The following is an 18,534-nucleotide window of genomic DNA, read 5'->3' as shown; positions in this document are numbered from 1 at the left end:
CATTAGGTCCATGATGGATCTCGCGCCGCTGACGGGGGAGGCGCTCGCTCTCGACCTGGTCAACACCCGGCCGCACACACCGGACGGCCCGGTCGACCTGATCGCCGGCGTCGAGGGGCTGCGGGCGTGGCTGGGCCTGCAGGCAGGCCGGCTCGCCGGTGCGCTACCGGAGGGCGGGGAGGCGTCGCTGACGGACCACGACCTCGCCGCGGCGGTGAGCGCGGTGCACGAGGTGCGTCAGCACGCGGCGGCCGCGATCGATCAGGCGCGCCGGGGCCTGCGGCCGCCCGATGACGCGCTGCGCGGCCTCAACAGGGCGCAGCGCGCCGCGCCCGCCATCCGCGCGCTGGTCTGGGACGGCGTGGCCGTGACCGCGGCGCCGCACAGGGACGGCCCGCCGGGCGACCGGCTGGCGGCGGTGCTCGCCGAGGCGGTCGCCGACCTGCTGACCGACCCGGCGGTCACGACCGTGCGGGAGTGCGCGGCCGACGACTGCGTGATGCTGTTCCTGCCCGCGCATCCGCGCCGGCGCTGGTGCTCGGCGGCGCGGTGCGGCAACCGGGCCCGCGTCGCCCGGCACTACCGGCGTCACCGCGCCCCCGACCCGGATTCATAGGGAGCGGAACTGGCGGGAGGTCGAGATCGCCCCGGAGGTGGTCATGACGAACGTCCGCATCGAGTCGGCGAACCTGGACAGGTCCCATTCGGCCGGGCCCTGGTACCAGTACAGGTGGTCGGTCTGCCGCCCGTTGCCGTTGAACGCGGTGACCACCCGCGCCCACCGGTCCACGCTGTCGAAGATCACCGCGTACGGGAGGTAGCGGGAGAACAGCTCCACGCGCTGTCCGGTGGGGACGTCGTCGACGCTCGCCCCGGCGAGGTAGTCCCGGAACCCGAGCGTGTGCGCCAGGGCCGCGGCGCCCTTGGCGGTCTTGGCCGGCATGTACTGGCCGCCGAAGGCCAGCGCGGCCCCCGCGATGATCAGGGCGAGGCCCAGCAGGCCGTACGTCGTGAACCAGGCGAGCAGGACGGTGGCGACCACGCCGAGCGCGACGACGGCCAGGCCGAGGGTCGTCCAGCGCGACCGGGTGGAGTCGGGCCGCCGGGCGAACCAGCCCTGCGCCACGACGTCCTGATACAACGCGTCGCGCACCGTGGCCAGGCGGGCGGCGAACGACCCGTGCAGCTCCGACAGCAGCACCCTGTCGCGGCCCTCGAAGATCGCGTCGTAGAGGGCACGCTCGTACGGCAGCAGGTCGCCGACCGGGGCGCCGGGCAGCTTCACCAGGCACCAGTCAGGGGTGTCGTAGGTCTGCCGCGGCTGCTCGTCGATCCGCAGGTAGTTGCGCACGGCGAGGTCCACGATCGTCGCGGTCACGTCGACCACGTCGGCCTGCTCGTCGAACAGCGTGCCGATCTGCCCGGGGCGCACGCCGTCCGGCGGGCTGAAGCGCCCGTCGCGGTGACCGCTGACGGGGGCGGACTCGCTGCCGACCACGCGGGCGTCACGGCCCCGCGTCCAGTACAGCAGCCCCACGCCGCCCAGCAGCAGCACCAGCAGCGCCGCGAGCGAGCCGCCGGTCACCGCGTTCAGCGTGAACGCGGTGGACAGCTCGAACCTGCGCTCCAGGATCGGCCGGGCCCCCGTCGCGCCCTTCGGGTAGCCGACGACGACCGTGAGCGTCTGGCCCTCCCCGAGGCCCTGCTGTTCGAAGGTGGAGGTGGCGCCGGTCTCCTCTACGGAGGCGCTGGTGCAGGCGATGGCCGCGCTCAGCTCGCCCGCGAAGCAGGACAGGTTCTGCACCCGGCCCGGGCCGGTCACGGTGACGACCGCGTCCTGCACCGGGCCGGACACCGCGAACCAGCGCAGTTCCTCGCCCGATGCCATGGGTGTCACGGCGCCGGTCACGTCGTACTCCACCGTGCCCTTGAACGTCAGGGTCTTCCCGTCGTACGAGCCGCCCTTGACGTTGGAGATGCGGTAGACGCGGTCGTGGCCGTCGTCGTAGCGGGTCCGGGTGAGCGGCGTGCGCCGCACCGTCTCGCCGGCGGGGGCGACCGTCTCCTTCACGTGGAGCACGCCGTTCTCGCGGAGCTCCATCGTCACCTCGTCCTTGGCCAAGGGCCCGGAGGAAGTGACGGCGTGCGCGGGGGAGGCGGCGAGGACGGCGAGCAGTGCCGCCAGTCCGAGCCGGCGCGCGAGATCCACCATGAGCCGCAACCCTATCGGTCCCGTTGTTTCAAGCGGTGATCGGAGGGGGGCCGCCGGACCGGTCAGGAATGAAGAAGCGTGGGTAACACCGCAGGCCGTAGCGTCGTCGGCATGGAACTCACTCTTCACTACTGCTACATCACGGTCGACGACGGCGACGCGGCGCTCGCCTTCTACCGGGACGTGCTCGGCCTCGAACTGCGCAACGACGTCGGATACGAGGGCGCCCGCTGGCTGACCATGGGCCCGGCGTCGCAGCCGGACGTCAACATCGTCCTCGAGACCGTCAACGCCGACCCGACCGCCTCGCCGGAGGACCGCGCGGCGCTGAGCGACCTGCTCGCGAAGGGCAGGCTGCGTGCCGTCGTCTTCGCCACCCCGGACTGCGACGCCACCTTCCAGAAGATCCGCGAGTCCGGCGCCGAGGTCCTGCAGGAGCCGGTCGACCAGCCGTACGGCGTCCGCGACTGCGCCTTCCGCGACCCGGCGGGCAACATGATCCGCTTCCAGCAGCTCAACAAGGGCTGACGCGGCGGCACTGCCGGTCGCGGGTGCTCCGCGGGACGGGGGCGTCCTCCTACCCGGGAGGGCGCCCCCTTCGGCGGGGTTCGCCGGATGGGTAGGGTGACCGTCCATGGGACACACCCGGTTGTACCGGAACGGAACCCTGGAGGCGGAGGGCTTTCCGGTCGACGACGTCTCCGAGCACGTCAAGGACGCGTCGGCGGTGGTGTGGTTCGACATGTGCGCCCCCACCGAGGAGGACCTGCACGCCATCAGCGAGGAGCTGGGACTGCACGCCCTGGCCGTGGAGGACGCGCTGCAGCACCGGCAGCGGCCCAAGCTCGACGTCTACGACAGCCACATGTTCCTCAGCGTCTACGCGGCGGCTTTCGACACCGAGTCCGGCCGGGTGCGGATCGCCCCCGCCGCCGCCTTCATCACCAAGAACGCGCTGGTCACCGTACGCCAGTCGGACGACTTCTCGATCGAGGAGGTGGTCCGGCGCTGGGACGAGGAGGCGGCCCTGGCCCGGCACGGTGTCGCTTTCCTGCTGCATGGCCTGCTCGACTACGTGGTGGACAGCCACTTCGAGACCGTGGAGGCCATGGACGAGCAGGTCGAGGACCTGGAGGGGACGGTGTTCGGCGACCGGCCGGTCGGCCCGGAGGACCAGCGGCGCACGTTCGAGTTGCGCAAGAGCCTGGTCACGCTGCGGCGGATCGTGATGCCCATGCGGGAGGCCGTGAACACGCTCCTGCGCCGCAACGGCCTGAGCGGCGACGGCGAGATGACGCCGTACTTCCAGGACGTGTACGACCAGGTGCTGCGGGCCACGGAGTGGACGGAGTCGCTGCGTGACCTGGTCAGCAACATCCGCGAGACGCACCTGACCATTCAGGGCAACCGGATGAACCTCATCATGAAGCGGGTGACGAGCTGGGCCGCGATCATCGCGGTGCCCACCCTGATCACCGGCTTCTACGGCCAGAACATCCCGTTCCCCGGCTTCGGGCACGCGGCGGGCTTCTGGATGTCCACGGTGCTGATCGTCGTCGCCTCGGCGGCGCTCTACCGAGTGTTCCGGGCCCGCGACTGGCTCTGACCCGGCTCCCTCAAGCGGCCTTTCACCACGGCCCGTACGGCCCCTGGTTGCCGCCGCCCCGGTAGTCGTTGACCGCGGGCTTCACGTCGGCGAGGTAGATGCCCGCCGCGATGACGGCGGCGATCGTGAAGATGTTCGGCAGCCCCATGCCCATGCCCAGGTAGTTGATCGCGGCGGCGAAGGTGAACAGCGTCGCGAGGCCGAGGATGATCAGCCAGAGCCGCTTGGTCTGCTTGCCGGCCGCGGGGAAGGCGCGTGCGGGGATGCGCAGGGCATGCACCAGCGCCCAGCCGGACAACACGAAGGCCCCGACGGAAAGCAGCCAGAAGACGATGTCGAGGATGTTGTACAGCCCGAACATGGACTCTCCCACACGGTCACAGTCGCTGACGCCCCCAGACTAGTGGGCGGCGCCGACACGTGGCGCGGGCGCCGAAGCTCGATCTCCGCGAACTTCCCCAGGCGCCGCGCCATGCCGGGGGCGCCGTCGATCCACGAGGCCGGCCCGTGAACGGCGGCGGCCCGCTCAGCCCCGCCTCGCGGTGGCACGCGGCACCGGCTCGCGGTCATCTTCCGAACATTTCCCCGGCAGGCCCAACTGGGGCTGCGATTTCGCGAAGGGGCGGAGAACGAATCCAGAGAGAAGGCGAACGCGCAGGCGGCCGGAGGTGGCGCCAGGCCCAGCGTTCCGGGCGACGGCGAACGCCAAGGTCGGAGATCCATCACTCCGGCCGGGACGAGTGAACCGATCTTTATCGGGACGCGATGTGCATTCGCGGAATTCCCATTCAGATTCCGAGGATGCCCGGTTAACATTAATTCGGATCTAGGGGTGGGCGATGATTCGTACCTTCGCGATTCTCATTGTGTCGATGGCCGCGTTCCTCGGTTCCACCACTCCCATGGAGCCCATCAACCCCATCAACCCGTCGCCCGATACCACTACCGGCGGAGTCACCCGTGACGGTAGCGGCGGAGGCACCGGTGACGGTAGCGGCGGAGGCACCGATGGCGACTGCGCGGCGCCGGCGGTGGCCGGGCTACCGCTCCCGGAGGCGCTGAAACGGATCAACCTGCAGCGCCAGGACACGCAGATCTATCTGATGCCCAGCGACATCCCCCAGTCGTGGGAGTCCTACGTCATCGACGCCCGGGTGAACAGTTGCGGCTGGGGCGTGGTCACGCTGGAGCTGGGCACCCTGATGCCCGACCTGCGTGGCTCCACCCTGCGCGAGGCCACCGACACGCTCGCCTCGCGCAGGGTGGGGATCCGCTTCCGGCCGGAGGGGGCGGGATCCGAGTGGAAGGTCGTGACACAGAACCCGGGCGTGGGTGAGCTCATCGCCTACGACACCCGCGCGGACGTCGAGGTGGTGGCACCGGCGAGCCCGTCGGCTCGGGTCGTCTCGTCACCTTCGGTCGTCCCGTCGAAACCACCGGCCACGGTGACTGTGCCGACGGTTGAGGGTCTGGACCTCGCGCACGCGCGTAAGAGGCTCGCGGCCGCCGGCCTGCGCCTGCGGCTGGATCCGGACTCCCCACATTCGGGAACGGTCGTCGGTCAAACCCCCGCCGGGGGAAGCAGGGTCGCCACGAAGACGACGGTGACCGTACGGCTCGCGCGAGAGGCGAAGGGCGACGCCGCGGCGTCCGGCGACGAAGAGCCGGACCTGACGGCGGCGGGAGCGGTCGTCGTCGCCCTGCTGATCGCGCTCATCGTGTGGTGGGCGAGGGGGCGGCGCCCCGCGCCCGACCCGTCTCCCGGGCGGCGCCCCGCGCCCGACCCGTCTCCCGGGCGGCGCCCCGCGGCCGACCCGTCTCCCGAGCATCACCCGGGATCTCTGTCGGTCCTCTGCGTCCCCCATTCCGACCCCGCGCCGCGGGTGCTGATCCGCCCGACGGCACGGGCAGCCCAGGCGGCCTGGCCGGACTTCTGGGTCGAGTCCCATCCCGACCCCGGCCACCAGGAACTCAGGGAGGCTCCGCGGTGACGATGTCCATTGAAACCGAGCCGAGCACGGCCGACCTGTTGATATTCGCCGACCCAGACCACGCCGTGGAGGAACTGGGCAGGGTGCTCAAGGACCGGCGCATGCTTGAGGAAGTCGGTGACCGTTTCCGCCCGGGCGACGCCGGATTCATGAGACATGTCATCAGGGGAGTCGCCGACGCCGGGGGCAGCCTGCTGAGCGAGCTGGATCTCGGAGTGGTCCTGCTCAGCGGCTGGACCAAGTACCGCGCGCTGGTCGACGCGGGCCACAGGACGATGAAGCCCGGGGCCGGGTGGGAACCGGTCAGTCTGTACGAGCACACGATCACCTCCGAGCACTCGCCGTGGGTGGCGGTCCTCGTGGAGGGGAAGCAGGTCTTCCGGGTCGACTTCGGCATCAAGCTGGAGTTCGTGGTCGCGTCCCTCGAAGCCCGTGTCGTCGATGGCCGCCTGAAATACCTGCAGGCGGGCGACCTCACGGCAAGCATCACCTGGACCGTGCGGGATTTCCCCATCAAGAAGATGAAGTTCGGCCGCCCGATCCCCCTCCGGGTCAGACTCGGCGGCGGCATCCCCCTCGTGCCAGGCGCGTGAGGATGCTCGCTCCCCACCCTGGGCCGGCTGGAAACGCGGCGGCCCGCCTCCCCTGAAGGGAAGGCGGGCCGCCGCGGTGTCCTCGCGCGGGCTGGAGATCAGCCCCGGGACGCGGTGGTGGCGCGGGCGCGGCCGGTCCGCTTGGCGGTGGTCTCGGCGGCGATCGCCGGCTCGGCGGTCTCCGAGACCTCCGTCAGCTCCAGCGCGGCCTCGCCGCTCACCCGGCTGACGACCTTGCGGCCACGGGTGGCCAGGTCGTCGTACAGCCGGTTGAAGCGGGCGGCGGCGGCGTCGGCGTATCCCTTCGCCTTCTCCGGCAGCTCGCGCGCGACGACCTCCGCCTTGTCCTGCATGGTCGAGGCGTAGGCGCGGGCCTTCTCCACGGCGTAGTCGCCGGCGCCGGTGAGCGCGTAGAACGGCTTGGACTCCGTGATCTTCTTGGCCTGGGTCGCGATGGTCATGAGCTATCCTTCCTTCGAATCCGGTGTAATGCCGTCGCGCGGGAGAACCGGGCCGTCCCCGAGATGCTCAGCCGATTGCGGCGGCTGGGCGGTGTCGGCCCGGTTCTCCTTGCGGAACGACTCGTAGATGTCGATCAGCACCTGGCGTTGCCGACCGGTGAGTGTGACGTCGGCCCGGATAGCGGCCAGCACGTCACTGTGCGGCTCGCGGTCCTCGATGAGACCGGCCTGGACGTAGAGCGCCTGGGCGGAGATGTGCAGACCCTTCGCGATCTGGTTCAGGATCTCCGCGCTCGGCTTGCGCAGGCCCCGTTCCACCTGGCTCAGGTAAGGGTTGGACACACCGGCCTGCGCGGCGAGCTGACGAAGCGAGATCTTCGCCTGCTGCCGCTGCTGGCGGATGTACTCACCGAGCGAGGCGACCTTGGGCAGTTCCATACCCCCAGTCTGCCTCGCCCTGCTTGCAATTGCAAACTCGACGGATAATTCCAGCTAGCACCCATGGTTCGGCAAGGAAACGGTTCAGCCAGGAAGCAGCCATAGCAGCGGGGCGCTGGTGGCGAGCACCACCGATCCGGCCAGGATCAGGAAGCGGTGGGCGGCCGGAAGCGCGACCTCGGGCCGTACGAGCCGGTCGACCCGGGCCATCACGCTGGACGGCGCGGACACGCCGAGCGCGCCCTGAGGCGTGGGCAGCGCGGCCGACGTGCCGAAGCGCAGCAGAGCGGTGGCCAGCCTGCGCGGGCAGCACCGCTGCCGGGCGCGGTCGTCGGCGGCCATCTCGACCAGCAGCTCGACCGACGCCTGCGCGTCGCGGACCAGCTTCGACCACGGCAGGGCGCGGCGGAGCGCGGCGAACGGCAAAAGCACCAGGTCGTGGCGCTCGCGCACGTGGGCGGCCTCGTGCGCGAGCACGGCCTCGAGCTCCGCGGACGACAGCAGGTGCAGCGTCCCGTCGCTGATGACGACCTGCGACTTGAGCCCGGGCAGGCAGTAGGCGGCGGCCCCGGGGAAGTCGACCACCCGCACGCCGGGCACGGCCGGCTCGTCCCTGGCGACCAGCGCGAGCAGGAGCCGGTGCCGGCGGCGGGCACGCAGCGTCTGCGCCCCGGCCGCGAGGGGCAGGGCCACCAGCACCGCGAGCAGCGACAGGCCGGCGACCAGCGCGGCCAGCCGGAGGTAGTCGTACGGCTGGCGCACGCCGAACTCCACGCTCAGCAGGAACTCCGCGAGCCCGTGGACGACGCCCTTGCGGTAGGGGTCGAGCGCGAAGGCGAGCAGGGCGCCGGTGGAGGCGAGCCCCCAGGTCAGCCCGAGCGACTGCCACAGCAGGATCGCCGTCCGCGGGGCGCGCCAGGTCCAGCGCGCGAACGTCAGCCGCCACGCGGCCACCGCGCAGATCGTCGCGAGCGCCGCTAAGACCGCCGCCGCGATCACTCTTCCTCCAGCTCCGTGAGGGCTTTCAGCAGGATCTCGGCCTCCGAGCCGGAGACGGCGCGGGCGAAGCGGGTCAGCGCCGCGTCGCGGTCGCCGGTCATGTCCAGGGCTTCGAGCATCAGCTCGGCGACGTACGCGTCACGGCTCGCGGCGGGCTGGTAGCGCCAGGCGCGGCCGTCGCGGGTGCGGGTGAGGAAGCCCTTGCGGGCCAGCCGGTCGAGCACGGTCATCACGGTCGTCGGCGCGAGATCGCGGTCCTCGATGAGGCGTCCCACCTCGCGGGCGGTCAGCGGGGTGTTCTCCGCCCAGAGGATGTCCATGATGCTGCGTTCGAGCTCTCCCAGTCCCTTCACGTCATTCAGCCTACCCGGGGTAGTACTACGTCCCGTAGAGAGGTGGGACGCATGAAAATCGTTCTGGTCGAAGGAGACATCACCGAGCAGCGGGTGGACGCGATCGTCAACGCGGCCAACTCGTCCCTGATGGGCGGCGGAGGGGTGGACGGCGCCATCCACCGGCGCGGCGGCCCCGAGATCCTGGAGGAGTGCCGGGCGCTGCGCGCCTCCCGGTACGGCAGGGGACTGCCGACCGGGCAGGCGGTCGCGACCACCGCCGGGCGTCTGCCCGCGCGATGGGTGATCCACACGGTCGGGCCCGTGTACTCGCGGAGCGAGGACCGATCCCATCTGCTCGCCTCCTGCTATCGGGAGTCGCTCGTCGTCGCCGACGCGCTCGGCGCCGGCACGGTGGCGTTCCCCGCGATCTCCACGGGGATCTACCGGTGGCCGGTCGAGGACGCCGCCCGCATCGCGATCACCGCGGTACGGCAGGCCGCCCCGGCCGTCGTGGAAGAGGTGCGCTTCGTACTGTTCAGTACCGCAGCCTATGCGGTGTTCGAATCGGCCCTACGGGACATCGGATAAGCATTAGGCCAAAACTTTCAGAGCCACTTGAGCATGTAGATCTCGTCGCGGTCGTCGCCGGGGGCCACCCGGATCGAGCGGGGCACCCGGCCGACCTCCCGGTAGCCCACGCTCGCGTAGAAACGGTCGACCCCGGTGCCGCCGCGGCAGGTGAGCTGCAACGCCTCAAGGCCGAGCGACCTGGCGGCGTCGTCGGCGGCGAGCAGCAGCGCCCTGCCGTACCCCTTGCCCTGGTGCTTGGGGTGGACCATGACCCGCAGCAGCCAGCGCCAGTGCGCCCGCAGGCCCGAGCCGTTGTCGCCCAGGATGAGCCAGGCGCCCGCGGCGCCGTCGTCACCGAACCCGACGAGGAGGTTGTCGGAGGCCCCCGGCCCGGCGGCCGCGCGCGTGCGGGCGAACGCCTTGTCCGCCGTCGGCCTGACGTCGTCCGGCGTCACGGGAGGTACGAAACCCACCGCGCCGCCCGCGTTGGTCACCTCCGCCCAGCAGCTCAGGAGCTCCTCGAAGAGCTCGGGGGTCATCTCCGGGTCGAGGACGAAACGCATGGGCGGGACGTTATCAACCGCCGGATTCATCGATCGCGGGGGGAGACGCTGCTCCAGGGCAGGGTCAGTTCGCCGAGCCGCCAGCGGCCGGGGCCGCCGGTCGGCGGGGCCGCCTCCACCGGCCAGTCCCGCGCCAGCAGCTCGGCCGCCCTGATCCACCGCTGCCGGGTGCCGTACGCGCCGAAGGAGGCGCAGGTCGCCCAGGCGCGGTCCCAGTCCGTCAGGAACGCGTGGACGCGTTCGCCCGGGACGTTGCGGTGGATCAGCGTCTTGGGCAGGCGCTCGGCCAGGTCGGAAGGGCGTTCGAAGCCGGTGAACCGGGCCGCGAAGGTGAGCGTGCGCGGTCCCTCGGCGCCGAGCGCCACCCAGGTCGCCCGGTGGCCGACCTCCGAGCAGGTGCCCTCCACGAGCACGCCCGAGGCATGCAGACCGGCCCGCAGCCGGTCCCAGTGCTCCCACGCCTCGGCCTCGCCGTACTGCCGCAGCACGTTGAACGCGCGCACGATCATCGGCGGCCGGGGGACCGGCAGTTCGAAGCCGCCCCTGACGAACGACAGCCCCTCCCGCTCGTACGGCTTGGCCGCCGCGACCCGCTCGGGGGCGATCTCCACGCCCACCACCTCGACCGTGGGGCAGACCCGGCGCAGCCGCGTGAACAGCTCGGTCGTCGTGGTGTGGGACGCGCCGTAGCCGAGGTCCACCACCAGCGGCGCCGCCCCCGCCCGAGCCGAGCGCAGCAGCGGGCCGTACACGGCGGCGATCCAGCGGTCGCAGCGGCGCAGCCGGTTGTGCCCGGTGGTGCCGCGCGTGACCGTCCCGACCGGCCTGGTCGGCCTCATGCCCCTGCGGAGACCCGGTGCACCTTGTGCTGGGCGGCCTGCGCGCGCGGCCGGACGACCAGCCTGTCGATGTTCACGTGCGACGGGCGGGTCACGGCGAAGGCGATCACGTCGGCGACGTCGTCCGCGCTCAGCGGGTCGGGGACGCCCTCGTACACCTTGGCGGCGCGCTCGGCGTCGCCGCGGAAGCGCGTCACGGCGAACTCCTCGGTCATCACCATGCCCGGCGCGATCTCGACGACCCGCACCGGATCGCCGCACAGCTCCAGGCGGAGGGTCTCGGTCATCGAGGTCTGGGCGTGCTTGGCCGCGCAGTAGCCGCCGCCCCCCTCGTACGACGCAAGCCCGGCCGTCGAGGTGAGCATCACCAGGACGCCGTCCCCCGACGCGATGAGCTTCGGCAGCAGGGCCCTGGTCATGCGCAGCGACCCGAGCACGTTCACGTCGTACATCCGCTGCCAGTCGTCCACCCGGCCCTCGGCCACCGGCTCCAGCCCGAACGCGCCGCCCGCGTTGTTCACCAGGACGTCGCAGCGCTCCAGCGAGGCGGCCAGCGCGTCCACCGACGCCTGGTCGGTCACGTCCAGCGTCACCGGGCGCACGCCGGGCACCTCGGCCGCCAGCGCGTCGAGCCGGTCCCGTCGTCGCGCCGCCGCCACGACCCTGTATCCCTCCGCGGCGAGGCGGCGGGCCGTCGCCTCGCCGATGCCGCTGCTCGCGCCGGTAACAACCGCGGTCCTGACCGCGGTCTCGGTCGCCGCGCGATTGGTCATCGTCACCGCCATCGTCCTTCCACGCTGCCCCGGTCGGCAGGCGACATCCTCTCAGGACCCCCGGTGCTCACCGATGTCGGGGAATCCAGTGATGATTTTGGTGGTTATAACGCTCTCGGAGGTGGTTCGGGTGTCGGTGTTACGGCGTCGGGTCAACCGCGTCGCGACCATCAGCGTGCACACGTCCCCGCTGGACCAGCCGGGCACCGGCGACGCGGGTGGCATGAACGTCTACATCCTCGAGGTCGCCAAACGCCTCGCGGCGCTGGGCATCGAGGTGGAGATCTTCACCCGGCGTACCGCCCGTGACCTGCCTCCGGTCGCCGAGCTGAGCCCGGGCGTGCTCGTGCGGCACGTCACCGCCGGGCCGTACGAGGAGCTCGACCGCGCCGACCTCCCAGGGCAGCTGTGCGGCTTCCTGTCCGGCGTGCTGCGCACCGAGGCGATGTACGACCCCGGGCGCTACGACGTGATCCACTCGCACTACTGGCTGTCGGGCCAGGTGGGCTGGCTGGCCAAGGAGCGCTGGGGCGTGCCGCTCGTGCACACCATGCACACCATGGCCAAGGTCAAGAACGCGCTGCTCGCCGAGGGCGACAAGCCCGAGCCGGCGATGCGCGTGCTCGGCGAGGAGCAGGTCGTGGAGGTCGCCGACCGCCTGGTCGCCAACACCGCCGCCGAGGCCGAGGAGCTGATCAGCCTGTACGGCGCGCCGCGCGAACGGGTGGCGGTGGTCAACCCCGGCGTCAATCTCGCCGTCTTCCAGCCCGCGTCCAAGGGCGCCGCGCGCCACCGCCTCGGCCTGCCGCAGGACGCCCATGTGCTGCTGTTCGTGGGCCGCATCCAGCCGCTCAAGGCTCCGGACGTGCTGCTCAAGGCCGCCGCCCGGATGCTCGTGGAGGACCCCTCGCTGCGGTCTCGGCTCGTCGTGGCCTGCGTCGGCGGGCCCAGCGGCAACGGCCTCGCTCATCCCTCCCTGCTCAGCGACCTCGCCGCCGAGCTGGGCATCTGCGACGTCGTACGGCTCGCGCCGCCCGCGCCGCAGCAGGAACTGGCCGACTGGTACCGTGCCGCGGACCTGACCGTGGTGCCCTCGTACAACGAGTCGTTCGGCCTGGTCGCGCTGGAGTCGCAGGCGTGCGGCACCCCGGTCGTCGCGGCGGCGGTCGGCGGCCTGCGCACGGCCGTCAAGGACGGCGTGTCCGGCGTCCTGGTCGCGGGCCACGACCCGCACGACTGGGCGCGCGAGCTCGCCCTGCTGGCCGGGCACCCGGACCGGCTCGCCGATCTGGCCGCGGGCGCCGTGCAGCACGCCACGGGTTTCGGCTGGTCGGCGACCGCCGCCCGGCTGGCCGACGTGTACGCCGGCGCCATGGCCCAGCTCCACCGGACTCCCATCGCGGTCAACTCGTAGGGTGGGGGCATGAGACCGGATCTGGAAGCCGTCATCGCGTCGGCGCTGGAGTCCGCCGAGCTGTCCTACGAGCGGCCGAAGCCGGGCGCGTTCCTGGTCAGGCTGCCGGGCCAGCACAAGCTCGCCACGCTGACCTGGCTCGTCGTCGGCGACCAGGCGCTCAACATCGAGGCGTTCTTCTGCCGGCAGCCCGACGAGAACCACGCCGAGTTCTACCGCTGGCTGCTTCACAAGAACGGCTCGATGTACGGCGTCCACTTCGCCGTCGACGCCACGGGCGACGTGCACCTGGTCGGCCGGCTGCCGCTGGACGCGGTGACCGAGGAGGAGATCGACCGGATCCTCGGCTGCGTCCTCACCTACTCGGACGAGTCGTTCGACCGGGCCCTTGAGCTGGGCTTCGCGACGTCCATCAGGCGCGAGTGGGAGTGGCGGGTCAAGCGCGGCGAGTCGCTGGCCAACCTCCGGGCCTTCGCCCGGGTGGTCGAGTCCTGACCAACGGGACGTCCGCCGCACGCCGATAGGATTGGCCGCATGGCGACTTTGGTGCTGCTGCGGCACGGCGAGAGCGAATGGAATGTCAAAGGCCTGTTCACCGGCTGGGTGGACGTCACACTCTCGCCGACCGGCGAGGAGGAGGCGCGGCGCGGCGGGCAGCTGCTCCTGGAGGCCGGCATCAGGCCCGACGTGGTGCACACCTCGGTGCTCACCCGGGCCATCAAGACCGCCAACATCGCGCTTGAGGCGGCCGACCTGCTCTGGCTCCCGGTCAAGCGCTCCTGGCGGCTGAACGAGCGCCACTACGGCGCCCTCCAGGGCAAGGACAAGGCCCAGACCCGCGCCGAGTTCGGCGACGAGCAGTTCATGCTGTGGCGCCGGTCCTACGACGTGCCGCCGCCGCCGATCGCGGACGACGACGAGTACTCCCAGCTCGGCGACGGCCGCTACTCCCTGCTCCCCTCGGAGCTGGTGCCGCGTACGGAGTGCCTCAAGGACGTCGTCGGGCGCATGCTCCCGTACTGGTACGACGAGATCGTCCCCGACCTGGCGGCCGGTCGCGACGTGCTGGTGGTGGCGCACGGCAACTCCCTGCGCGCGCTGGTCAAGCACCTGGAGGGCATCAGCGACGCGGACATCGCGGGCCTGAACATCCCCACCGGCATCCCGCTGCGCTACGAGCTGGACGCCGACTTCCGGCCGGTCGGCAAGGGCGAGTACCTCGACCCCGAGGCCGCCAAGGCCGCCATCGAGGCCGTCGCCAACCAGGGCAAGAAGTAACCCTCGCACCTGTCCCACAGGCCGCGCTCCTTGCAAGGAGCGCGGCCTTCGGTCATTTGTGGACGACCGGCTTCTTCGCCGTGCCGGGGAACACCATGACCAGGAGTTCGACGGCGCCGTCCGGGGGATCGGGCACCTGGGTCACGAGCGCGCGCCCTCGCCGGTGGACCCTGACCCGGTAGGAACCCGGGCCGCGTGTGGTGAGCCCATCCACTCTGCCGCCGTGGCCGTCGAACAGATGCAGGGACCCGGCCGGGCTCTCGTACCCCACCTCGACCACCTCCTCCCAGCCTCTGGTCTCCAGCGGCGGGCGCCGGCTGTAGGACTCGACGGTCACACACGCGTGCCCGCCCTCGTCGGCGGCCCAGATCGCCAGCACGCCCCGGCCGCTTCCCACCAGGTTCTTCACCAGCTCGGGGGGATTGCCCTCGTAGCCGTCCTCCCAGCCTTCGATGGTCGAGAACTCCGTCCACAGCGTGGCCCGGCGCTGCCGTACGGGCCTGGTCTTCGGCCGGTGCCGCGGATGCGCCGCGCAGGCCCGCTCCTTCCGGGCGACGTACGCGTCCGACTCCGCCTGCCGCCGGTCGGCCTCCGCCTGCTGCGCGCGGGCCACCACCGGGCACAGGCTCGGCAGCGCGATCGCCAGGGACGCCTGCGGGGCCTCTTGGACGGCCCGCGCACCGATGTCGCCTCCGTGCCGGGTCGCCAGCGCGCACAGGTGGCGCCCCTGATCCAGGACGGCCTGGTCGGAAACCTCGTTCCACCCCTGCAGGCCCGAGTCGTACGGGTGGTCGTAGCCGCGGACCTCGCAGAGGAAGCGCTTGTCCGCCTCGCTCAGCCCTTTGACGGTGCCGTCGCCGGATCCGAAGCAGCCGAGCTCCCACGGTGCGCTCACGCTCCCGGGAGCGGCCGACGCCGCTGGGAGCAGGACGACCGCGGTCACCGCCAGGACGGCCGCCGCCGTACGGGCGGCCGGCCCCCGCCGTACGTACGCGCGCCGGGGAGCGCGTACGGCGAGCAGGACGAGGAGCGGCGGAAGGCAGTCGTAGAGCCCCCACCCGACCTGCCAGGAAAACAGCTCGGGCGGCCCCCACGCGTCCAGGCAGGCGGGGCCGAGCGCCGCGTCGAGGGTGGGGAGCAGGAAGCCGGGGAGGTTGAGGACGAGCAGAACGACGGCGACGCACCGGCCGGTGATCCTGCTCAGTCCGGCTCGCCCGCTCCGGAGGCTCAGATACCAGCCCGCGCAACCCAGGACGATCAGCGGGGCTCCGCCGTACGAGAAGAGGGGAAAGCCGGTGATCAGGTATATCCAGGGAGAGACCAGGTCATGGATGTCCCAGCCGAGGCAGGAGCCCCAGTACGTCGATATGTAGCTGCGGCTGCCGCCGTCGCCGGCCAGGATCGACACGACCCAGAAGTAGAGGGTGGGAGCCACCGCGGTCAGCGCAGCCGCCGCCCAGAGCGCCCATGATCGTCTCGGCACGACAGCGGAGACTATCCGGCACGTACGACAAACGACACGCAGACGTTGCGAAGGGCGCTGCCGTGTCCGGACTGGGGAACGAGCGAGCACTCACCGGGGGCTGTGCTCATGGCGCGCCTCTGGCACGGCCAAGGGGCTGTAAGCGCCCGAAGCCGTAGGCGCGGAAACGAGCACGGCGCCGCCGCGCCGGAGGCGCGACCATTCGACGCGAAAGCCCCGGCCCCCCGAGGACCGGGGCTTTCGCGCTCCCCGTCCGCCGCCGCGTCAGTCGGCGAGGGCGTCCGCGTCGCGCGTACCCGTGACGAGGTACACGACGTCGCGGGCGACGCGTACGGCGTGGTCGGCGTACCGCTCGTAGTAGCGGCCGGCCAGAGTGATGTCGATGGCGGCCTCGATCCCGTGCTCCCAGTCCTTGGAGAGCAGGACGCGGAACAGCCGGCGGTGACGGCGGTCCATCGCGTCGTCGTCCTCCTCCAGCTCCTTGGCGAGATCGACGTCGCGGGAGGCGATGCAGCTGCCCGCCTTGGTGATCAGGTTCTCGGCGATGGCGCCCATCTCGACGAACGTGTCACGCAGCTCGGCCGGGATGGCGGACTCGGGGTGGCGCATCCGGGCGAGCTTGGCGATGTGCTCGGCCAGGTCGCCCATACGCTCCAGGTCGGCGGCCATTCGCAGGGCGGTGATGACGGTACGCAGGTCGACCGCCACCGGCTGCTGCGTGGCCATCAGCTCGAAGATCGAGGCCTCCAGCTCCTGGTGCAGCCGGTCGACCTCGGCGTCCTGGGAGATGACGCTCTCCGCCAGCTGCAGGTCGGCGTCGAGCAGGGCGGTCGTCCCCCTCGACATGGCCGACCGCACCAGGCGGGTCATCTCCACCAGGCGGTCGGTCAGGGCCGCAAGCTCTTCGTGATAGGCGTCGCGCATGGCCGCCACGCTACGCGCGGGTCGATGAACGAATCCCGACCGCCGAATGAACTTTTCCGGAAACAGGAGGGTCCTGCCAGGTCGGACAGGTGGAAGAACCAGAAATGCCGCCTAGGCTGCTGAATGTGAACGAGTTGCTGGCGAGCCTGGCGGCGATGGGCGGATTCGTCCTCGGCTCCTTCGTCATGCTCGCGATCCGACGGCAGATGGACAAGCCCCAGGAGCCGGAGCCGGTGGACGACAGCCTGTCCCCGGGCGTGGCGTCGGTCCTCGCCGTGCTGCCCTCCTCGGCGGTCGTCCTCGACCGGGAGGACCGGGTGCTGCGCGCCAGCTCGGCCGCGCGCGCCTTCGGCCTCGTACGCGGGGAGTCCCTCATGGCCGCCGAGCTGCTCGCGCTGGCCAGGAAGGTCCGCAGGGACGGCGAGATCCGCGAGAGCGAGATAGAGACCGCCGGCCGCAAGTTCGGGCAGGAGTCCACGTCGTTCGCGGTGCGGGTGGCTCCGCTCGGCTCCCACGGGCAGGTGCTCGTGCTCGCCGAGGACCAGACCGAGCGGCAGCGGGTCGAGGCGGTGCGCAGGGACTTCGTCGCGAACGTCAGCCACGAGCTCAAGACGCCGGTCGGCGCGCTGAGCCTGCTCGCCGAGACCATCCAGGACGCGGCCGACGACCCCGAGGCCGTGAAGCGGTTCGCCGGCCGGATGCAGCACGAGGCCGCCCGCCTGACCTACCTCGTGCAGGACCTGATCACGCTGTCGCGGATCCAGGGCGGCGAGCCCATCCCGGCGCCCGCGCAGGTGCCCGTGGACGAGACCGTCCACGAGGCCATCGACCGGTGCAACACGAAGGCCTCGGCGAAGGACATCACGCTCGTCGCGGGCGGCACGGAAGGCCTGAAGGTCTGGGGCGACGAGGAGCTTCTCGTCACCGCGCTGCGCAACCTCATCGACAACGCCGTCGCCTACAGCCCCGAGCACACCCGCGTCGTGATCAGCGCCAGGCCGGCGGGGAACGCCGTCGAGGTGAGCGTGAGCGACCAGGGCATCGGCATCCCGGAGAGCGCGCAGGAGCGCATCTTCGAGCGGTTCTTCCGGGTCGACGCGGCCAGGTCCAGAGCCACCGGCGGCACCGGGCTCGGCCTCGCGATAGTCAAGCACGTGGCCGTCGCCCACGGCGGCGAGGTCGCGGTGTGGAGCAAGGAAGGCTCCGGCTCCACCTTCACTCTTCGCCTTCCCGCGTTCGGCGGTCAGGCGGTCCCCCTACCAAGCACGACCATCCCCCAGGAGGCCGCTAAGTGACTCGGGTACTCGTCGTCGAGGACGAGGAGTCGTTCTCGGACGCCTTGTCATACATGCTCAGAAAAGAGGGGTTCGAGGTCGCGGTGGCGGCCACAGGCCCCGAGGCGCTGGACACGTTCGACCGCAACGGGGCCGACCTCGTCCTGCTCGACCTGATGCTCCCGGGCCTGCCCGGAACCGAGGTGTGCCGCTCTCTCCGGCAGCGTTCCAAGGTGCCGGTGATCATGCTGACCGCGAAGGACAGTGAGATCGACAAGGTCGTCGGCCTGGAGCTGGGCGCCGACGACTACGTGACCAAGCCCTTCTCGTCCCGCGAGCTGGTGGCCCGCATCCGCGCGGTGCTGCGCAGGCAGGGCGACATCGAAGAGGTGGAGTCGGCGGTCCTGACCGGGGGACCGGTCCGCATGGACGTCGACCGGCACATCGTGGCCGTACGCGGCCAGCAGGTGCAGCTCCCGTTGAAGGAGTTCGAGCTGCTCGAGGTGCTGCTGCGCAACGCCGGGCGGGTGCTGACCCGCGGCCAGCTCATCGACCGGGTCTGGGGCGCCGACTACGTGGGCGACACCAAGACGCTCGACGTGCACGTGAAGCGGCTGCGGGCCAAGGTCGAGGCCGACCCCTCCAACCCCCGCTGCATCCTCACCGTGCGCGGCCTGGGCTACAAGTTCGACCCCGCCGACGACTGAGCCCGTACGGGCCCGTACGGCTCGCGCGGTCCGTTCGCGTGGAAAGGAGCCCCTGTCCGGCCGGACAGGGGCTC

22 protein-coding genes are annotated in these 18,534 nt (G+C 71.4%); 11 read left to right on the top strand and 11 right to left on the bottom strand.

Annotation, left to right across the window (positions count from 1 at the left end):
- The first annotated feature begins 10 nt into the window (after positions 1-10).
- On the top strand, positions 11-616 hold the full coding sequence (locus tag ABZ857_RS19705) for a CGNR zinc finger domain-containing protein (protein ID WP_357044782.1): 606 nt from the start codon (positions 11-13) through the stop codon (positions 614-616).
- Here the strand turns inward: ABZ857_RS19705 and ABZ857_RS19700 are convergent.
- A complete protein-coding gene (locus ABZ857_RS19700; RefSeq protein WP_357044780.1) occupies positions 611-2,212 on the bottom strand; it encodes a DUF2207 domain-containing protein in 1,602 nt (533 codons plus the stop codon). The genes ABZ857_RS19705 and ABZ857_RS19700 overlap by 6 nt on opposite strands.
- Before the next feature lie 111 nt (positions 2,213-2,323).
- On the opposite strand from ABZ857_RS19700, the gene ABZ857_RS19695 reads away from it, so the two are divergent.
- Both ABZ857_RS19695 and ABZ857_RS19690 read left to right on the top strand, forming a co-directional pair.
- On the top strand, positions 2,324-2,740 hold the full coding sequence (locus ABZ857_RS19695) for a VOC family protein (RefSeq protein WP_357044778.1): 417 nt from the start codon (positions 2,324-2,326) through the stop codon (positions 2,738-2,740).
- A 106-nt stretch (positions 2,741-2,846) separates the two neighbouring features.
- Complete coding sequence (locus ABZ857_RS19690; RefSeq protein WP_357044776.1) at positions 2,847-3,818, top strand: magnesium transporter CorA family protein; 972 nt, start codon at positions 2,847-2,849, stop codon at positions 3,816-3,818.
- 22 nt (positions 3,819-3,840) lie between these two features.
- Here the strand turns inward: ABZ857_RS19690 and ABZ857_RS19685 are convergent, their stop codons facing one another.
- Positions 3,841-4,179 carry a DUF2516 family protein gene (locus tag ABZ857_RS19685; protein WP_357044775.1) on the bottom strand — a complete coding sequence of 113 codons (339 nt, stop codon included), beginning with the start codon at positions 4,177-4,179 and terminating at the stop codon, positions 3,841-3,843.
- Positions 4,180-4,690: 511 nt separating this feature from the next.
- Here ABZ857_RS19685 and ABZ857_RS19680 point away from each other — a divergent pair.
- Together ABZ857_RS19680 and ABZ857_RS19675 are read left to right on the top strand one after the other, a co-directional pair.
- Entirely contained in the window at positions 4,691-5,809 is a 1,119-nt protein-coding gene (locus tag ABZ857_RS19680; protein ID WP_357044773.1) for a PASTA domain-containing protein, read from the top strand.
- Positions 5,810-5,811: 2 nt separating this feature from the next.
- Positions 5,812-6,402 carry a hypothetical protein gene (locus ABZ857_RS19675; RefSeq protein WP_357044771.1) on the top strand — a complete coding sequence of 197 codons (591 nt, stop codon included), beginning with the start codon at positions 5,812-5,814 and terminating at the stop codon, positions 6,400-6,402.
- 98 nt (positions 6,403-6,500) lie between these two features.
- Here the strand turns inward: ABZ857_RS19675 and ABZ857_RS19670 are convergent, their stop codons facing one another.
- The 4 genes from ABZ857_RS19670 to ABZ857_RS19655 all read right to left on the bottom strand — a co-directional run bounded on the left by ABZ857_RS19670 (position 6,501) and on the right by ABZ857_RS19655 (position 8,653).
- Positions 6,501-6,863 (bottom strand): hypothetical protein, encoded by a 363-nt coding sequence (locus ABZ857_RS19670; protein ID WP_357044769.1) that lies wholly within the window; start codon positions 6,861-6,863, stop codon positions 6,501-6,503.
- A gap of 3 nt (positions 6,864-6,866) precedes the next feature.
- Positions 6,867-7,301: a helix-turn-helix transcriptional regulator gene (locus ABZ857_RS19665; protein WP_079316191.1), complete on the bottom strand. Its 435-nt coding sequence runs from the start codon at positions 7,299-7,301 to the stop codon at positions 6,867-6,869.
- A gap of 84 nt (positions 7,302-7,385) precedes the next feature.
- Positions 7,386-8,300 carry a M56 family metallopeptidase gene (locus ABZ857_RS19660; RefSeq protein WP_193207540.1) on the bottom strand — a complete coding sequence of 305 codons (915 nt, stop codon included), beginning with the start codon at positions 8,298-8,300 and terminating at the stop codon, positions 7,386-7,388.
- Entirely contained in the window at positions 8,297-8,653 is a 357-nt protein-coding gene (locus tag ABZ857_RS19655) for a BlaI/MecI/CopY family transcriptional regulator (protein WP_076438399.1), read from the bottom strand. The genes ABZ857_RS19660 and ABZ857_RS19655 overlap by 4 nt, the downstream gene beginning before the upstream one ends.
- Positions 8,654-8,704: 51 nt before the next feature.
- On the opposite strand from ABZ857_RS19655, the gene ABZ857_RS19650 reads away from it, so the two are divergent.
- Entirely contained in the window at positions 8,705-9,223 is a 519-nt protein-coding gene (locus ABZ857_RS19650) for an O-acetyl-ADP-ribose deacetylase (RefSeq protein WP_357044766.1), read from the top strand.
- 17 nt (positions 9,224-9,240) lie between these two features.
- Here ABZ857_RS19650 and ABZ857_RS19645 read toward each other — a convergent pair whose 3' ends face one another.
- From ABZ857_RS19645 to ABZ857_RS19635, 3 genes are read right to left on the bottom strand one after another with little or no spacing between them, the layout of a single operon-like run.
- Entirely contained in the window at positions 9,241-9,768 is a 528-nt protein-coding gene (locus ABZ857_RS19645; RefSeq protein ID WP_357044764.1) for a GNAT family N-acetyltransferase, read from the bottom strand.
- 26 nt (positions 9,769-9,794) lie between these two features.
- Complete coding sequence (locus ABZ857_RS19640; RefSeq protein WP_357044762.1) at positions 9,795-10,607, bottom strand: class I SAM-dependent methyltransferase; 813 nt, start codon at positions 10,605-10,607, stop codon at positions 9,795-9,797.
- Complete coding sequence (locus ABZ857_RS19635; protein WP_357044889.1) at positions 10,604-11,380, bottom strand: SDR family NAD(P)-dependent oxidoreductase; 777 nt, start codon at positions 11,378-11,380, stop codon at positions 10,604-10,606. Before ABZ857_RS19635 ends, ABZ857_RS19640 begins: the two co-directional genes overlap by 4 nt.
- Before the next feature lie 130 nt (positions 11,381-11,510).
- Between ABZ857_RS19635 and mshA the strand changes: the two genes are divergently transcribed.
- Genes mshA through ABZ857_RS19620 form a run of 3 tightly spaced genes read left to right on the top strand, consistent with a single transcriptional unit; the run spans position 11,511 to position 14,072 of the window.
- The gene (mshA, locus tag ABZ857_RS19630) at positions 11,511-12,794 is read left to right on the top strand and encodes a D-inositol-3-phosphate glycosyltransferase (RefSeq protein ID WP_357044760.1); all 1,284 of its coding nucleotides are present in this window, start codon (positions 11,511-11,513) and stop codon (positions 12,792-12,794) included.
- Between the two features lie 9 nt (positions 12,795-12,803).
- Positions 12,804-13,289, top strand: coding sequence for a YbjN domain-containing protein (locus ABZ857_RS19625; RefSeq protein WP_357044758.1), 486 nt, complete (start codon positions 12,804-12,806; stop codon positions 13,287-13,289).
- A gap of 39 nt (positions 13,290-13,328) precedes the next feature.
- A complete protein-coding gene (locus tag ABZ857_RS19620; protein WP_357044756.1) occupies positions 13,329-14,072 on the top strand; it encodes a phosphoglyceromutase in 744 nt (247 codons plus the stop codon).
- Between the two features lie 52 nt (positions 14,073-14,124).
- Here ABZ857_RS19620 and ABZ857_RS19615 read toward each other — a convergent pair whose 3' ends face one another.
- The gene (locus tag ABZ857_RS19615; RefSeq protein WP_357044754.1) at positions 14,125-15,555 is read right to left on the bottom strand and encodes a hypothetical protein; all 1,431 of its coding nucleotides are present in this window, start codon (positions 15,553-15,555) and stop codon (positions 14,125-14,127) included.
- A 264-nt stretch (positions 15,556-15,819) separates the two neighbouring features.
- Positions 15,820-16,479: a phosphate signaling complex protein PhoU gene (phoU, locus tag ABZ857_RS19610; RefSeq protein WP_357044752.1), complete on the bottom strand. Its 660-nt coding sequence runs from the start codon at positions 16,477-16,479 to the stop codon at positions 15,820-15,822.
- A gap of 185 nt (positions 16,480-16,664) precedes the next feature.
- Between phoU and ABZ857_RS19605 the strand changes: the two genes are divergently transcribed.
- Together ABZ857_RS19605 and ABZ857_RS19600 are read left to right on the top strand one after the other, a co-directional pair.
- A complete protein-coding gene (locus ABZ857_RS19605; RefSeq protein WP_357044887.1) occupies positions 16,665-17,774 on the top strand; it encodes an ATP-binding protein in 1,110 nt (369 codons plus the stop codon).
- Complete coding sequence (locus ABZ857_RS19600) at positions 17,771-18,460, top strand: response regulator transcription factor (protein ID WP_357044750.1); 690 nt, start codon at positions 17,771-17,773, stop codon at positions 18,458-18,460. Before ABZ857_RS19605 ends, ABZ857_RS19600 begins: the two co-directional genes overlap by 4 nt.
- The last annotated feature ends 74 nt before the right edge of the window (positions 18,461-18,534 follow it).

This window comes from Microbispora sp. NPDC046933, from assembly GCF_040644635.1.
GTDB lineage: Bacteria > Actinomycetota > Actinomycetes > Streptosporangiales > Streptosporangiaceae > Microbispora.
The sequence above is the reverse complement of the archived record's forward strand: the minus strand, read 5'-3'. Positions and strand labels throughout refer to the sequence as shown.

What these genes read in the sequence shown, in the direction of transcription:
- ABZ857_RS19690 (WP_357044776.1), top strand. Translation starts at nt 2,847, where the DNA reads ATGGGACACACCCGGTTGTACCGGAACGGAACCCTGGAGGCGGAGGGC.
- ABZ857_RS19650 (WP_357044766.1), top strand. Translation starts at nt 8,705, where the DNA reads ATGAAAATCGTTCTGGTCGAAGGAGACATCACCGAGCAGCGGGTGGAC.
- ABZ857_RS19620 (WP_357044756.1), top strand. Translation starts at nt 13,329, where the DNA reads ATGGCGACTTTGGTGCTGCTGCGGCACGGCGAGAGCGAATGGAATGTC.
- ABZ857_RS19695 (WP_357044778.1), top strand. Translation starts at nt 2,324, where the DNA reads ATGGAACTCACTCTTCACTACTGCTACATCACGGTCGACGACGGCGAC.
- phoU (WP_357044752.1), bottom strand. Translation starts at nt 16,479, where the DNA reads ATGCGCGACGCCTATCACGAAGAGCTTGCGGCCCTGACCGACCGCCTG.
- ABZ857_RS19705 (WP_357044782.1), top strand. Translation starts at nt 11, where the DNA reads ATGATGGATCTCGCGCCGCTGACGGGGGAGGCGCTCGCTCTCGACCTG.
- ABZ857_RS19685 (WP_357044775.1), bottom strand. Translation starts at nt 4,179, where the DNA reads ATGTTCGGGCTGTACAACATCCTCGACATCGTCTTCTGGCTGCTTTCC.
- ABZ857_RS19635 (WP_357044889.1), bottom strand. Translation starts at nt 11,380, where the DNA reads ATGACCAATCGCGCGGCGACCGAGACCGCGGTCAGGACCGCGGTTGTT.
- ABZ857_RS19665 (WP_079316191.1), bottom strand. Translation starts at nt 7,301, where the DNA reads ATGGAACTGCCCAAGGTCGCCTCGCTCGGTGAGTACATCCGCCAGCAG.
- ABZ857_RS19700 (WP_357044780.1), bottom strand. Translation starts at nt 2,212, where the DNA reads ATGGTGGATCTCGCGCGCCGGCTCGGACTGGCGGCACTGCTCGCCGTC.
- ABZ857_RS19645 (WP_357044764.1), bottom strand. Translation starts at nt 9,768, where the DNA reads ATGCGTTTCGTCCTCGACCCGGAGATGACCCCCGAGCTCTTCGAGGAG.
- ABZ857_RS19625 (WP_357044758.1), top strand. Translation starts at nt 12,804, where the DNA reads ATGAGACCGGATCTGGAAGCCGTCATCGCGTCGGCGCTGGAGTCCGCC.
- ABZ857_RS19670 (WP_357044769.1), bottom strand. Translation starts at nt 6,863, where the DNA reads ATGACCATCGCGACCCAGGCCAAGAAGATCACGGAGTCCAAGCCGTTC.
- ABZ857_RS19675 (WP_357044771.1), top strand. Translation starts at nt 5,812, where the DNA reads ATGTCCATTGAAACCGAGCCGAGCACGGCCGACCTGTTGATATTCGCC.
- ABZ857_RS19680 (WP_357044773.1), top strand. Translation starts at nt 4,691, where the DNA reads ATGGCCGCGTTCCTCGGTTCCACCACTCCCATGGAGCCCATCAACCCC.
- ABZ857_RS19640 (WP_357044762.1), bottom strand. Translation starts at nt 10,607, where the DNA reads ATGAGGCCGACCAGGCCGGTCGGGACGGTCACGCGCGGCACCACCGGG.
- ABZ857_RS19605 (WP_357044887.1), top strand. Translation starts at nt 16,665, where the DNA reads ATGCTCGCGATCCGACGGCAGATGGACAAGCCCCAGGAGCCGGAGCCG.